The 13,378-nt window shown below is 60.9% G+C and carries 12 protein-coding genes; 4 read left to right on the forward strand and 8 right to left on the reverse strand.

Features of this window, described 5'->3' with window-relative positions:
- Positions 1-4: 4 nt before the first annotated feature.
- From dut to Q0859_RS14355, 3 genes are read left to right on the forward strand one after another with little or no spacing between them, the layout of a single operon-like run.
- Entirely contained in the window at positions 5-466 is a 462-nt protein-coding gene (dut, locus tag Q0859_RS14345) for a dUTP diphosphatase (protein WP_299152186.1), read from the forward strand.
- Positions 466-1,536 carry a molybdopterin-synthase adenylyltransferase MoeB gene (gene moeB, locus Q0859_RS14350; protein WP_299152187.1) on the forward strand — a complete coding sequence of 357 codons (1,071 nt, stop codon included), beginning with the start codon at positions 466-468 and terminating at the stop codon, positions 1,534-1,536. The genes dut and moeB overlap by 1 nt, the downstream gene beginning before the upstream one ends.
- Positions 1,533-3,545, forward strand: coding sequence for a M3 family metallopeptidase (locus tag Q0859_RS14355; RefSeq protein ID WP_299152188.1), 2,013 nt, complete (start codon positions 1,533-1,535; stop codon positions 3,543-3,545). Before moeB ends, Q0859_RS14355 begins: the two co-directional genes overlap by 4 nt.
- A gap of 19 nt (positions 3,546-3,564) precedes the next feature.
- Here Q0859_RS14355 and Q0859_RS14360 read toward each other — a convergent pair whose 3' ends face one another.
- From Q0859_RS14360 to Q0859_RS14390, 7 genes are all read right to left on the reverse strand, one after another.
- Positions 3,565-3,942 (reverse strand): hypothetical protein, encoded by a 378-nt coding sequence (locus Q0859_RS14360; RefSeq protein ID WP_299152189.1) that lies wholly within the window; start codon positions 3,940-3,942, stop codon positions 3,565-3,567.
- A gap of 110 nt (positions 3,943-4,052) precedes the next feature.
- A complete protein-coding gene (locus Q0859_RS14365) occupies positions 4,053-4,985 on the reverse strand; it encodes a glyoxylate/hydroxypyruvate reductase A (RefSeq protein ID WP_299152190.1) in 933 nt (310 codons plus the stop codon).
- 27 nt (positions 4,986-5,012) lie between these two features.
- Complete coding sequence (rodA, locus tag Q0859_RS14370; protein WP_299152191.1) at positions 5,013-6,152, reverse strand: rod shape-determining protein RodA; 1,140 nt, start codon at positions 6,150-6,152, stop codon at positions 5,013-5,015.
- Positions 6,149-8,092: a penicillin-binding protein 2 gene (gene mrdA / locus Q0859_RS14375; protein WP_299152192.1), complete on the reverse strand. Its 1,944-nt coding sequence runs from the start codon at positions 8,090-8,092 to the stop codon at positions 6,149-6,151. The genes rodA and mrdA overlap by 4 nt, the downstream gene beginning before the upstream one ends.
- The gene (locus Q0859_RS14380) at positions 8,089-8,628 is read right to left on the reverse strand and encodes a rod shape-determining protein MreD (RefSeq protein WP_299152193.1); all 540 of its coding nucleotides are present in this window, start codon (positions 8,626-8,628) and stop codon (positions 8,089-8,091) included. The genes mrdA and Q0859_RS14380 overlap by 4 nt, the downstream gene beginning before the upstream one ends.
- Complete coding sequence (gene mreC / locus Q0859_RS14385; RefSeq protein WP_299152194.1) at positions 8,625-9,509, reverse strand: rod shape-determining protein MreC; 885 nt, start codon at positions 9,507-9,509, stop codon at positions 8,625-8,627. Before mreC ends, Q0859_RS14380 begins: the two co-directional genes overlap by 4 nt.
- A gap of 93 nt (positions 9,510-9,602) precedes the next feature.
- Positions 9,603-10,649, reverse strand: a complete 1,047-nt coding sequence (locus tag Q0859_RS14390; RefSeq protein ID WP_299152195.1) for a rod shape-determining protein — start codon at positions 10,647-10,649, stop codon at positions 9,603-9,605.
- Between the two features lie 272 nt (positions 10,650-10,921).
- Here Q0859_RS14390 and Q0859_RS14395 point away from each other — a divergent pair, with 272 nt between their 5' ends.
- Complete coding sequence (locus Q0859_RS14395; RefSeq protein WP_299152196.1) at positions 10,922-11,515, forward strand: YceI family protein; 594 nt, start codon at positions 10,922-10,924, stop codon at positions 11,513-11,515.
- Between the two features lie 39 nt (positions 11,516-11,554).
- Here Q0859_RS14395 and Q0859_RS14400 read toward each other — a convergent pair whose 3' ends face one another.
- Entirely contained in the window at positions 11,555-13,111 is a 1,557-nt protein-coding gene (locus Q0859_RS14400; protein ID WP_299152197.1) for a 2-isopropylmalate synthase, read from the reverse strand.
- Positions 13,112-13,378: the final 267 nt, after the last annotated feature.

Here is a 13,378-nt window from a genome sequence, read left to right on the forward strand (position 1 = left end):
GAAGATGGATCAGATTGCATTGAAACTGATGCGGGTGCCGGGCTCGGACCCGGAGATTGAGTTGCCCGCCTACGCGACCTCTGGTGCGGCGGGTGCGGACCTGCGTGCGAATTTTCCCGACCGTGCAGGTTTTGTGCTTGATCCCAGTGCGCGGGCGTTGATCCCCACGGGGCTCGCGATGGCCATTCCCCATGGGTTTGAGGTGCAGGTGCGTCCCCGATCCGGTCTGGCCCTCAAACACGGGATAGCATTGGTCAACAGCCCCGGCACCATTGACAGCGACTATCGCGGCGAGGTTGGGGTGATCGTTTTGAACACATCGGATGTTGCGTTCGAGGTGACCCATGGCATGCGCATTGCGCAGATGGTGATCGCACCCGTCGTGCAGGCTGATTTCGAGACGGTTGAGACGTTGGCGGACACTGCACGCGGCGTGGGTGGCTTTGGCTCGACGGGGCGCGCCTGATGCTTTTGGTCTTTGCCTTGGCGGCGATGCTTTGGGGGGGTGGGGCTGCGATGCGCGTGCGCCGTCAGGCCCGCTGGACGATGATCGCCCTTCTTTATGTTGTTGTGTTGGCCTTGCAGGTTGCGCTGCCGCCGTTGCATCCGGTGCGAATGGCGACGGGGGAAAGTCCTGCGTTCTGGCTGATCCTAGGTGGATTTGCGCTGATCGTGCTGGCCTATCGGATGGGGCTGCGCTGGTTACGCGGGCGTGCGCAACCCGTCCCCGCTGCCGCGGCCTCACAACGTGATCCAGGCACGTTCAGTGACACGGAGCTGAACCGCTATGCCCGCCATATCGTCCTGCGCGAGGTAGGCGGGCAGGGACAAAAGGCGTTGCGCGATGCGTCGGTTCTGGTGGTTGGTGCCGGTGGGCTTGGCTCTCCCGTGCTGCAATATCTGGCCGCAGCCGGGGTCGGAACCATTGGCGTGATTGATGATGATATCGTTGAAAACGCCAACCTCCAACGGCAGGTCATTCACACCGATGCCCATATCGGGATGCCCAAGGTTTTTTCGGCGCAAGCGATGATGCAGGCCCAGAACCCCTTTGTCACGGTGCGCCCCTATCACCGCCGTCTGGATACGGGTATCGCGGATGATCTGGTTGCCGACTATGATCTGGTGATTGACGGGACCGACAATTTCGACACCCGTTATCTGGTGAATGCCGCCGCCTTTCGCGCGGGCCTGCCATTGATTTCAGGCGCTTTGACACAGTGGGAAGGGCAGGTGAGTGTTTTTGATCCGGCCTGCGACGCGCCTTGCTATGCGTGTATATTCCCGACACCGCCTGCGCCCGAGCTGGCCCCCAGTTGTGCAGAGGCCGGCGTGATCGGCCCCTTGCCGGGCGTGGTGGGGTCGATGATGGCCGTTGAGGCGATCAAGATTATCACCGGCGCAGGTACCCCCTTGCGCGGTGAAATGGTCATTTACGACGCCCTTTACGGCGAAAGCCGCAAGATCGCCCTGACCCGCAACCCCGCATGCAAGACATGCGCCCCTCACACCCTTCCAAAGGAGACGACACAATGACCAACGTGCTTTTGCAAGACTGGGACACGGCGTTTCAGATCGCCCCCTTTGATCGGATTTCGGATGCGGATTTTGCGCCGGCTTTGGACGTTGCTCTGGCCAATCACAGGGCCGAAATTGATGCCATTGCGGGCAATGCCGCGGCCCCCGATTTCGCCAACACGATCGAGGCGCTTGAGGCTGTGGGCCGTGATTTGGACAAGGTTTTGGGCACATTCTACACCGTGGCGGGGGCGGACAGTAACCCTGCACGCGAAGCGTTGCAGCGTGATTTCTCGCCCAAACTGGCGGCGCATTTTGCCGAGATTTCCGGGAACAAGGCGCTGTTTGGCCGTGTGGCGGCAGTGTATGAGGCGCGTGCCATTCTTGATCTGACCCTTGAACAGGCGCGCGTTTTGATGCTGACCCATCGTGGGTTCGTCCGCTCCGGCGCAGCACTTGATGGTGCCGAAGAGGCGCGGATGAAGGTGATCAAGGGGCGGCTGGCTGAATTGGGCACGTCCTTTACTCAAAACCTCCTCAAAGACGAACGTGATTGGTTTATGGAACTGAGCGAGGGTGATCTGGCGGGCCTGCCCGACTTTGTGGTCAGCACCGCGCGAGCTGCTGGCACCGAGAAGGGAGTGGATGGCCCCGTTGTTACTCTGTCACGGTCATTGATCGTGCCGTTTTTGCAGTTTTCGACCCGGCGGGACCTGCGCGAGATCGCCTACAAGGCGTGGATCGCGCGAGGCGCGAATGGGGGCGAGACGGACAACCGCGCGATTGCCGCCGAAATACTGGCCCTGCGCGAGGAACGGGCCAAGCTGCTCGGTTATGATAGTTTCGCCGCCTACAAGCTGGAAACTGAAATGGCCAAAACCCCGGAGGCGGTGCGCGACTTGCTGACGGCCGTGTGGGAACCGGCCAAGGCGCATGCGGACGCGGATGCGTGGGCGCTTGAGCAGATGATGCAGGCCGATGGGGTCAACGGCGCACTTGCCCCTTGGGATTGGCGGTTCTACTCGGAACGTCGCCGCAAGCAGTTGCATGATCTGGATGAGGCCGAAATCAAGCCGTACTTCCAGCTTGATCGCATGATCGAGGCGTCGTTTTCCTGTGCCTCCCGATTGTTCGGGCTGGCGTTCAAGCCGCTGGATATTCCGCTCTATCACGCAGATTGCCGGGCATGGGAAGTGACCCGCGATGGCGCGCACATCGCTGTGTTCATCGGGGATTATTTCGCACGCGGATCCAAGCGGTCGGGCGCGTGGTGTTCGGCGATGCGCGCGCAGGCAAAATTCCCCGAGGTGCAGGCCCCGGTCGTCATCAACGTGTGCAACTTTGCCAAGGGGGATCCTGCACTGCTGTCATACGATGATGCACGCACCTTGTTTCACGAATTCGGCCACGCGCTGCATCAGATGTTGTCGAATGTGACCTACGAGTCGGTCAGTGGCACCTCGGTGGCGCGTGATTTCGTCGAGTTGCCCAGTCAGCTTTATGAACATTGGCTGGATGTGCCCGAAGTGCTGCGTGAGTTTGCGGTCCATGCCGAGACGGGCGAGGCGATTCCGCAAACGTTGCTGGACAATGTGCTGGCGGCAGCGACCTATGATATGGGATTCCAGACGGTTGAATATGTCGCCTCTGCCATGGTCGATCTGGCGTTCCATGATGGGGACGCTCCGGCTGATCCGATGGCCAAGCAGGCCGAGGTCCTGGCCGATTTGGGCATGCCTGCCGCGATCAGTATGCGCCATGCCACGCCACACTTTGCGCATGTGTTTGCGGGTGACGGATATTCGTCAGGCTACTACAGTTACATGTGGTCCGAGGTGATGGATGCGGATGCGTTTGCGGCCTTTGAGGACGCAACTGGCCCGTTCGATGAAGAACGGGCCAAGGCTCTCGAAACGCACATCCTCAGTACTGGGGGGAGTGTGGATGCGGCGGAACTCTATACCGCATTTCGAGGGCGTCTGCCTGGGGTCGAGGCCTTGCTGAAAGGCAGGGGGTTGGCGGCCTGAAAACCACCAGCCCAAAGATCTACTCGGCGGGTTGGATCATCGTTGGGGTCGAGTCTGCATCATGTGCGCCGACAACAACCAGAACGGTGGCACCCAGAACCCAGAAATACAGGGCGTCAAGGCCTGTGAACCCGAACAGGAACGGTGCAGCGACGAATGTGACACCCACAATTGCATCGATTGCGAGGTGGGATTTGTAGGGCAGGACCGGCATGAGCCCGGTTTCGTGGTTGGTCAGTGCCGTCAGTACAAGGGCTGCAATCCCTGTGAAAACCGACAGGGCAAAGGCCCACGCATTTGTCATGCCGATACCCAGAACAAAGGGCATGACAATCAGGCCAAGGGCCACGGGATAGTCGATATAGGCGTGCATCTTTTGGGTCATAAAGCGGAACATTTGGCGGGTTTCCTTATCCCTGGGGTTGGTCGGCGTGGATGCCTGATGACCAACACATAGGGTATGGAACCGAATGGTACAAAACAACTGGACGTGAGCGTTTTGTAACTTTAGTATCCTGCGTCGCGGTCGACGAGATGCAGAAAGGGATCGCCTGCCTCGCCGCGTCTGATGTTTTCAGCCACCGTCTTGGCCGAATAGGCCGCGCGGGTTTCTGAGGCGATGTGGGGCGTGACGGTAACCTGTGGATGCACCCAATAGGGATCATCGGGGGGCAGCGGTTCGACGCGGAACACATCCAGCGTGGCGTGATCAATGTGCCCGGCGTCCAGGGCCGCGCGCAGGGCCGCATCGTCAATCAACGGCCCGCGTCCGGGGTTCAGAATGCGCGCGCCCTTGGGCATCAACGCCAGCGTGCGCGCATTGATCGTGTTTTCGGTCTTGGGCGTTTTGGGCAACAGCAGCACGCAGTAATCCGCCCGTGCCAGTGCGGCATCCAGTCCCTCAGCGCCGGACAGGCATGTGATCCCCTCGATCTGCTTTTGCGATCTGCTCCACCCGGCCACGTCAAACCCCAACGCGCTGAGCGCCAGTGCGCAGGCGGTGCCCAACGTGCCCAGGCCAAGAACGCTGATCCTTGTGTCAAATGCCAGCGGTGGCGCTTGGGGGGTCCACGTGCCGGGGACGGCCCCGATATGCGCATCCATTCCCAAGTGCAGCCGCAGGATGTGCCCGGTGACCCATTCCACCATCCCTTGGGTCAGTGCGGGATCGACCATCCGGCACAGGGGCAGGTGCAGGGTTGGATTACCCACAATCGCCTCAACCCCCGCCCACAGGTTCAAGACCGCCTTGGCGCGGGTATAGGGCGCGAAGTCTTGCAGTTTGGAGTTTGGGGCATAGACGATATAATCGACCTGATCGGGTGCGATATCTGTGGTGATATGTGCGTTGATGCCTGCGGCGGATATGGCGTCGCGCAAGGGTGCTTCATACTCCGCCCACCGGTTTTCAGTGGCCGCGAAAAGGACATTGACGGTCATGGGGCAGGTGTCTCCGAAAAGATGCGTCTAGCGGGGGCGATGCACATGGGCGCTTTGCGCCAGGCCAAAGGCCAGCATCAGGACCAGCATTGCCGATCCGCCATAACTGACCAGCGGCAACGGCACCCCAACCACCGGGGCCAGTCCCATGACCATCGACATGTTCACCGCGAAGAACAGAAAGAAGTTCAGCGCAATTCCAAGCGTCAGCAGGGACGAGAACCGATCCTTGTTCGCCAGCGCCGAAGCCACACAAAACACGATGATCAGCGTGTAAAGCGCCAGCAGGGAAAACGCGCCGATGAACCCGAACTCCTCGGCCAGCGTGGTAAAGATGAAATCGGTGTGCTTTTCGGGCAGGAAATTCAGCCGCGATTGCGTCCCTTGCATGAACCCGCGCCCGGTCCATCCCCCCGATCCAAGCGCGATCTTGGATTGGGTGATGTGATACCCCGCCCCAAGCGGATCCGAGGAGGGGTCCAGAAACGTGTCGATCCGGCGGTATTGATAGTCCTTGAGCAGTTGCCAGCTTTCGCCCCGCGACTGAAACACGGTCGTGACCAGCCCGACCCCGGCCGCAATCACTGCGGCGAAATACGCCCAATGCACGCCCGCCAGGAACATCAGCCCACCCCCTGCCGCCAGCAACAGGATCGAGGTGCCCAGGTCGGGTTGACGCAGCACGAGGGCCGTCGGGATCAGGATCAGAATGACAGGCAGCAAAACCCAGATGGGCCGCGATTTGCGATGTGATGGCAACCAGTCGTAATAGGCCGCCAGCATCAGCACCAGCGTGACTTTCATCAGCTCCGAGGGTTGCAGACGCATGAACCCCAGATCGATCCAACGCTGCGCGCCCATCCCGACCGAGCCGAAGAATTCGACCGCCAGCAGCAGCGCCAGCGAGGCCAGATAGGCGACGCTTGCCATGTTGCGCCAGAACCACGCAGGCACCATCGCCACCATCATCATCAGTGCGAAACCGACGGCAAACCGCTTTATCTGTGGCTCGGCCCAGGGCGAGAATGACCCCCCCGCGACCGAATACAGCATCAGAAACCCGACGCCCGCAACAGCCGCCAGCAACAACGCCAGCGGCCAGTTCACATATAGGATCTTGCGCAGCCCCGTGGGGACATACTTGGCGTTATACTCAAGATAACTCATGCCTGATCCTTGCCCGAGACATTGGCAAGCGGTTCAATCCCGCGCAGCACCCGCTGCTGTTCCTTGATGCGGTCACGATCCTTTGTGGGATATGCGTCAAGCGATGGATCACCCCCCGAAAGAGCCTGCAAGGTCACGTCGCGCGCAATGGGCGCGGCGGCCTTTGATCCGCCACCACCATGTTCCACCACCACGGCCACCGCGTATTTCGGATTGTCGTAGGGTGCAAAGTTCACAAACAGCGCATGGTCGCGCCGCTCCCACGGCAGGTCCTCGTTGCGGATTACGCCGGCGCGCCGTTCAGCGGCGGTGATGTTGCGCACCTGACTTGTGCCCGTCTTGCCGGCCATGCGCATTGCGTCATCGATAATCCGACTGCCATAGGCTGTGCCGCGTCGGTCGTTCACGACCTCGAACATGGCCCGGCGCATCTTGCGCAGGTTGTTTTCGTTCATCCCCATGCTGACCCCCCCGCCCGAAGGTTGTTCGATCCCGTCGATGGATTTGATCAGGCGCGGTGTCACGGTATTTCCAGAGGCCAGACGCGCGGCCATCACGGCCAGTTGCAAGGGGGAAGCCAGCATGAACCCCTGCCCAATCGAGGCGTTGACCGTGTCCCCGATCACCCAATCCTGTCCGTGCGTGCTGGCCTTCCACGCCTTTGTGGGGGTCAGCCCCTGCGCCACGGCGGACATCGGCACATCGTGTCGTTCCCCCAGCCCGAACCGGTTGGCCATCGCCGTAATCTTTTCGATGCCCACCTTCAGTGCGAGGTCGTAATAGTAGACGTCGCAGGACTGTTTCAACGAGTTTTGCAGATCGACCCAGCCGTGCCCGGCCCGTTTCCAGCAGTGGAACCGACGGCCCGCAACCTCAAGATGCCCCGGACAATAGACCGTCTCATCCGGTCCGATCAGCCCTTCCTCAAGTGCGGCCATGGCTGTGATCATCTTGAATGTCGAGCCGGGCGGGTAGGTGCCCTGCACGGATTTTGAGGCGAGCGGGCGGTATTTGTTGTTGGTCAGCGCGCTGTAATCTGTTGTCGAAATTCCGCGCACGAACAGGTTGGGATCAAAGGTGGGCGCAGATGCAATCGACAGCAGATCACCGTTTGTCACATCCATGACGACGGCCGATGCACTTTCGCCGTTCAGGCGGGCCTGCACATAGCTTTGCAGTTTGGAATCGACGGTCAGTTGCAGATCGGACCCGGCGGTGCCTTCGCGTCGGTCAAGTTCGCGCATGACCCGGCCTGTGGCATTCACCTCGACCCGTTTGGCCCCACCTTTGCCGCGCAGGGGTGCTTCGGCCTTGGCCTCCACCCCGACCTTGCCGATCTGAAAGCGGGGGATGCGCAGCAATTGATCCGGATCCTCGAGCTTGTCGAGGTCGTAGTCGCTGACGGGTCCCACATAGCCCAAGACGTGGGCATAATCGGACCCGAACGGATAGACACGGCTCAGACCCACCTCGGGGGTGACACCCGGCAGGGCGGGGGCGTTCACGCTGACCCGGCTGAGGTCATCCCACGTGACCTCATCTGCGAAGGTGATGGGTAGGAACGGGGCCGAGCGTTTCATCTCGGCCAGGGCGCGCTCGACCTCGTCCCCGTCGAGGGGGACGATCTTGCCAAGCCGCGCGATCACGTCCTCGACGTCACCCGCATCCTCGCGCACGATGACGATCCGATAACTCGGCACATTGCGCGCCAGCGCCACGCCATTGCGGTCAAAGATTTCGCCGCGTGCGGGCGGAATGATGCGGATGTTGATCCGGTTTTCTTCGGCGAGCAGGCGGAATTGGTCGGCCTGATCGACTTGCAGGAATTGCATCCGCGCACCCAGGGCACCCACGAACGCCAATTGTACCCCGCCCAGAATGGCGGCGCGACGCGAGATCAGTTTGTGGTTGGCCTCAACATCGATGCGTGGACGTTTCACGAGCGGACCCCCTTGCCACCGACATCATTGGGCGTGGCCTTGCGCACCCCCATGACCAGATGTGTTATTGCAACAACCAGCGGATAGGCCATGACCGTCACCCCGGTCTGGATCACGTCCAGCCCGAAGGGCGGTACATTGACCAGCAGGATCGCGAGGATGATCCGGTAGGCGAGGCCCACACCCACAATCCACGCCGCCACAGCCACCATCTCGGCGGCAAAGGTTGAATCGCGCAACGCCCGTGATTGCAGCTTCACCTGTTCACAGGCGATCAGGGCCAGCAGCGCCCACAGCCCGGGCGGCCGTTGCAACAGCAGATCAGCCAGCAGAAAGGCGAGGGCCAGCAAGACAGTCGGCACGTATTCGGGGCGCCGCACCGACCACGCCAGCGCAAAGGCCAGCGGCAGGTCAGGCCAGATCAGCCCCCCGGCAGAGGTCTGCAATGGCAGCAGACGAAAGAACAGGATCGACAGAACCAATGCTGCAAAGGCTGCACGCATGGTCCAAAGACGGGAAGGGGCGAGGTCGCTCATTCGCTGACCTCCGGTGCCAAAAGGGCGGCAGGTTGCAGCACGTCGTTGGTGTCAGACACCGGCTCGTTTCCGTAGTGGCGCAGCACCCGGAGGAATTCGAGCCGTTCATAGTCCGCCGCGAGCCGCACGCGCAAGCGTCCACCCGGATCAGCGGCCACCTGACCGATCAGCAGCCCTGCGGGAAAGACGCCCCCGTCACCGCTGGTCACGACCCGGTCGCCGGGACGCACCAGTTCGCGGTTCTCCAGAAAATCGAGGGGCGGTGCGGCAGAGTTGTCGCCCGCCACAATCGTCTTTTGGCCGGAGGGTTGGATGATCGCTGGAATGCGGCTTGAGGCGTCCGTGGCAAGGATCACCCGCGCCGTATTTTGCGCCACGCCGGAAATCCGGCCCACAAGGCCGATCCCGTCCATAGTCGCCCATCCTTCAACGATGCCATCACGTGCGCCCACATTCAGCAGCACGGATTGGCGGAACGGTGACCCGGAATCGGCCAGAACCACTCCGGTGATATAGGTCAGGCGCGGGTCGAGCCGCACATTGTTCAGATCCAGCAGGCGTGCGTTTTCCTGCTCAAGCTGGAGCGCCGCCTCTTTCCACGCCTGCATCTGGCGCAACTCGCGACGCAATTCGGTGTTTTGTTCAGCGATCCGCCGATAGCTTTGGAAATCGCGGGCCAGATTGATGGTGCCGGTGATCGGGGCCATGGCCCAGTCCATATTGGGCACGATGGTGTCGGTCACCTGTGCGCGGAACCGCTCGACCCGAGGGCTGTCAATCCGCCAGAGCAGGAAAATGCCCGCCAGCACCAACACCAGCACAGCCAGAACAAGCCGCCGAAGCGGGCCAGTATAGTCGACTTGTGCACGGTCCTTGGCCAAGGCGGCTTTACCTCACTTTGGTCACATTTCGGGATGGTCCGACATTTGCCCGTGCGGGGCAAGTCAACACTTTGTTGCAGCGATCAAGCGGGCTTAGCTGTCGTAATCAATCGCGTGACGCAGTTGCTTTTCGTATTCCAGCGCCTTGCCGGTGCCAAGGGCCACACAGTTCAGCGACTCGTCCGCGATAGACACCGCCAGACCTGTCTGTTCGCGCAAGGCCAGATCAAGATCGCCAAGCAGGGCACCACCGCCCGTCAGCATCACGCCCCGGTCCACGATGTCGGCGGCCAGATCGGGTGGTGTGGTTTCCAGCGCCGTCATCACCGCTTCGCAGATTTGCTGTACGGGTTCGGCCAGTGCCTCGGCGATCTGGGCCTGGGTTACTTCGATTTCCTTGGGCACACCGTTCAGCAGGTCACGGCCCCGGATCTGCATCGAGGTGCCGCGCCCGTCATCGGGCATGCGTGCGGTGCCGATGGAGGTCTTGATCCGCTCGGCGGTGGTTTCACCCACCAGAAGGTTTTGCTGGCGGCGCAGATAGGAAATGATCGCCTCGTCCATGCGGTCGCCCCCGACGCGGACCGAACGGGCATAGACGATGTCGCCAAGGGACAGCACCGCCACCTCGGTGGTTCCGCCGCCGATGTCGACAACCATGTTGCCCGTGGGGTCGGTGATGGGCATGCCTGCGCCGATGGCCGCTGCGATGGGTTCCGCGATCAGGCCCGCGCGCCGCGCACCCGCGGACAGAACCGACTGGCGAATGGCCCGTTTTTCGACCGGAGTCGCGCCATGAGGCACACAGACGATGATCTTGGGTTTCGAGAACGTCGAACGTTTGTGGACCTTGCGGATGAAGTGCTTGATCATCTCTTCGGCAGTGTCGAAGTCGGCAATGACACCTTCGCGCATGGGCCGGATCGCCTCAATGGAGCCGGGGGTGCGGCCCAGCATCAGCTTGGCGTCCTCGCCTACGGCCAGCACCTTCTTGACGCCGTCCTTGATGTGGTAGGCCACGACGGAGGGTTCGGACAGAACCACGCCTTTGCCTTTGACGTAGACCAGTGTGTTGGCGGTGCCGAGATCAATCGCCATGTCGGATGAAAAAAGCCCACCCAGATTTCCGAATACTGACATTCTGCCCACCTAGCCCGCGCCTGACCCCAACAAGGTCCGGCCCAAAATGAAATTGGGTCCGCGACTCGACACGAGGCGCAGACCGACCGCCTTATAGGCCCGCCTGTGCAGGGGCGAAAGGCCCCAATCTGCACGAAAGTGGCGAGGTTCTGCCGCATGCTGCAGGGATGTGGAAAAACTTTCGGGACACTTCGAATAAAATTCAAACCTGAGTTGTTAGTTGGGTTCAGATCGCGCCGCACGCGCGGCTTTTGGATTTTTGGGAGAATGATATGTTTTTCAAACGGATTGCAGCCATGGGCGTCGGCCTTGCGCTGAGTGTGACTGCTGCGCAGGCGGGCACCTGGACACTGGATGGGGCGGCCTCGCAGCTTGCCTTTGGCTCGATCAAGTTCAACGACACCGGCGAGGTCCACAGCTTTGGGTCCATGGATGGCAGTGTGGCCGAGGATGGCACGGTTCGCCTTGGCGTTGATCTGTCGTCGGTCGAGACAAACATCGACATTCGCAATGAACGCATGATCGAACATGTGTTCAAGAACGCGCCTGGCGCTGCGATTTCGGCGCAGGTCGACATGGCGGCGCTCGATAAGATGCCTGTGGGCGACAGCACCGTGATGGAGGTCGAGGGCACGTTGGAATTGCTGGGTGTCGAGGTCCCGCTTTATGGCGACATGTTCGTGATGCGCCTGACCGAGGACAAAGTAATGGTCACGACCGACAGCATGATGTTCCTGTCCACTGTCGATGCCGGGATCGAGGCAGGCGTGGACAAGCTGATGGAGCTGGCGAGCCTGCCCAACATCGTGCGTACAGCACCTGTGACCTTGCGTCTGATATTTGACGCGGACGGCACGAGCGGATGAATTGAGGTAGGGTGGGCGATATCGCCCACCCTACGGCGTTCAACTGACGTCTTTGTAGCTGATTTCGGCCTTGTCGCTGCCGGACTTTTCGCGGCGCACAAGCAGGCGGTTCAACGCGTGCACATAGGCCCGCGCGGAGGCCACAACCGTGTCGGTGTCGGCGGATTGCCCCGTTACGATCCGCCCGTCCTCCTCCATCCGTACGCTCACGGTGGCCTGGGCATCTGTGCCTTCGGTCACTGCGTGCACTTGATAAAGCTGCAACCGGGCCTCGTGCGGGAACAGCGCCTTAACCGCGTTGAACGTCGCATCGACCGGGCCGTCGCCGGTTTGGGTCGTCATCTGGCGTTCACCATCGATGGTCATCACGAGGTCGGCCACCTGTGGCCCGTCGGTGCCGCAGCGCACGGCGAGCTTCTCGATCTTGAGCCGTTCATCCTCGGGGTCGGTTGAGGTGCGCATGAGCGCGACCAGGTCATCGTCAAAAATCTCTTTCTTGCGGTCCGCGAGTGCCTTGAAGCGCACGAACACGTCCTTGAGCTGGTTGTCACCGACCTCAAATCCCAATTGTTCGAGCTTGTCGCGCAAGGCGGCGCGCCCGGAATGCTTGCCCATCACGAGGTTGGTGGCGGACAGGCCTACATCTTCGGGGCGCATGATCTCAAACGTCTCGGCGTTCTTGAGCATGCCGTCCTGATGGATCCCGGATTCGTGGGCAAAGGCGTTCTTGCCTACGATGGCCTTGTTGAACTGTACCGGAAAGCCGCTGACGGTCGCCACACGGCGAGAGATGTTCATAATCTTTGTGGAGTCGATGCCCGTTTGGTAGGGCATGATATCGTTACGCACCTTGAGGGCCATCACCACCTCTTCGAGCGCCGTATTGCCTGCCCGTTCGCCAAGACCGTTGATCGTACATTCAATCTGGCGCGCGCCCGCCTCCACGGCGGCCAATGAGTTGGCGGTCGCCATGCCAAGATCGTTGTGACAGTGGGTCGCAAAGATGATCTCGTCGGCACCGGGTACGTTTTCGAGCAGCTTGCGGATCAGGTCCGCGCTTTCGCGGGGGGCTGTGTAGCCGACAGTGTCGGGGATGTTGATCGTGGTTGCCCCCGCCTTGATCGCGATTTCGACCACGCGGTAGAGATAGTCGAGTTCGGTACGGGTTGCATCCATCGGTGACCACTGCACGTTGTCGCAGAGGTTGCGCGCATGGGTCACCGTCTGTTCGATACGTTCGGCCATTTCATCCTTGGTGAGGTTCGGAATGGCGCGGTGCAGTGGCGAGGTGCCGATGAACGTGTGAATGCGCGGTTGGCGCGCGTGTTTGACGGCCTCAAAACAGCGATCGATGTCGCCGATCTGCGCGCGGGCCAACCCGCAAATCACCGAATTGCTGGCGTTCTTGGCGATTTCTGAGACGGCGTTGAAATCCCCGTCCGAGGCGATGGGAAATCCGGCCTCGATGATATCGACGCCCATATCATCGAGCAGCCCTGCGATTTCCAGCTTTTCCGTATGCGTCATCGTGGCACCGGGGGATTGTTCGCCGTCGCGCAATGTTGTGTCGAAAATTACGACTTTATCTTGTGTCATGGTGGTATCTCTTTTGATCTGATCCTGAAGCCTTGTGACGCGCATGCTATCCTCTGAGCGGGCGCGCCGACGGGCTGCGCTCAGAGGCGAATTAGGAGCAGCAGGCCACGCGAGATTGCACCGGAGGGGTGCTGTGTTTGAGTATGTGTGGCTCGTGTCATCGCCATAGTTATATCGCGGTTGTCTCAAATGGGAAGACTGAAATATGAGCGTTGAGGTGCGTGGCTGTCCGGCCCTCCGGGGGGAGTTTTTTTGGCAAGATGAAGT

The sequence above is a fragment of the uncultured Tateyamaria sp. genome, assembly GCF_947497045.1.
Classification (GTDB): Bacteria; Pseudomonadota; Alphaproteobacteria; order Rhodobacterales; family Rhodobacteraceae; genus Tateyamaria.

What these genes read in the sequence shown, in the direction of transcription:
- dut (WP_299152186.1), top strand. Translation starts at nt 5, where the DNA reads ATGGATCAGATTGCATTGAAACTGATGCGGGTGCCGGGCTCGGACCCG.
- moeB (WP_299152187.1), top strand. Translation starts at nt 466, where the DNA reads ATGCTTTTGGTCTTTGCCTTGGCGGCGATGCTTTGGGGGGGTGGGGCT.
- Q0859_RS14355 (WP_299152188.1), top strand. Translation starts at nt 1,533, where the DNA reads ATGACCAACGTGCTTTTGCAAGACTGGGACACGGCGTTTCAGATCGCC.
- Q0859_RS14360 (WP_299152189.1), bottom strand. Translation starts at nt 3,942, where the DNA reads ATGTTCCGCTTTATGACCCAAAAGATGCACGCCTATATCGACTATCCC.
- Q0859_RS14365 (WP_299152190.1), bottom strand. Translation starts at nt 4,985, where the DNA reads ATGACCGTCAATGTCCTTTTCGCGGCCACTGAAAACCGGTGGGCGGAG.
- rodA (WP_299152191.1), bottom strand. Translation starts at nt 6,152, where the DNA reads ATGAGTTATCTTGAGTATAACGCCAAGTATGTCCCCACGGGGCTGCGC.
- Q0859_RS14380 (WP_299152193.1), bottom strand. Translation starts at nt 8,628, where the DNA reads ATGAGCGACCTCGCCCCTTCCCGTCTTTGGACCATGCGTGCAGCCTTT.
- Q0859_RS14390 (WP_299152195.1), bottom strand. Translation starts at nt 10,649, where the DNA reads ATGTCAGTATTCGGAAATCTGGGTGGGCTTTTTTCATCCGACATGGCG.
- Q0859_RS14395 (WP_299152196.1), top strand. Translation starts at nt 10,922, where the DNA reads ATGTTTTTCAAACGGATTGCAGCCATGGGCGTCGGCCTTGCGCTGAGT.
- Q0859_RS14400 (WP_299152197.1), bottom strand. Translation starts at nt 13,111, where the DNA reads ATGACACAAGATAAAGTCGTAATTTTCGACACAACATTGCGCGACGGC.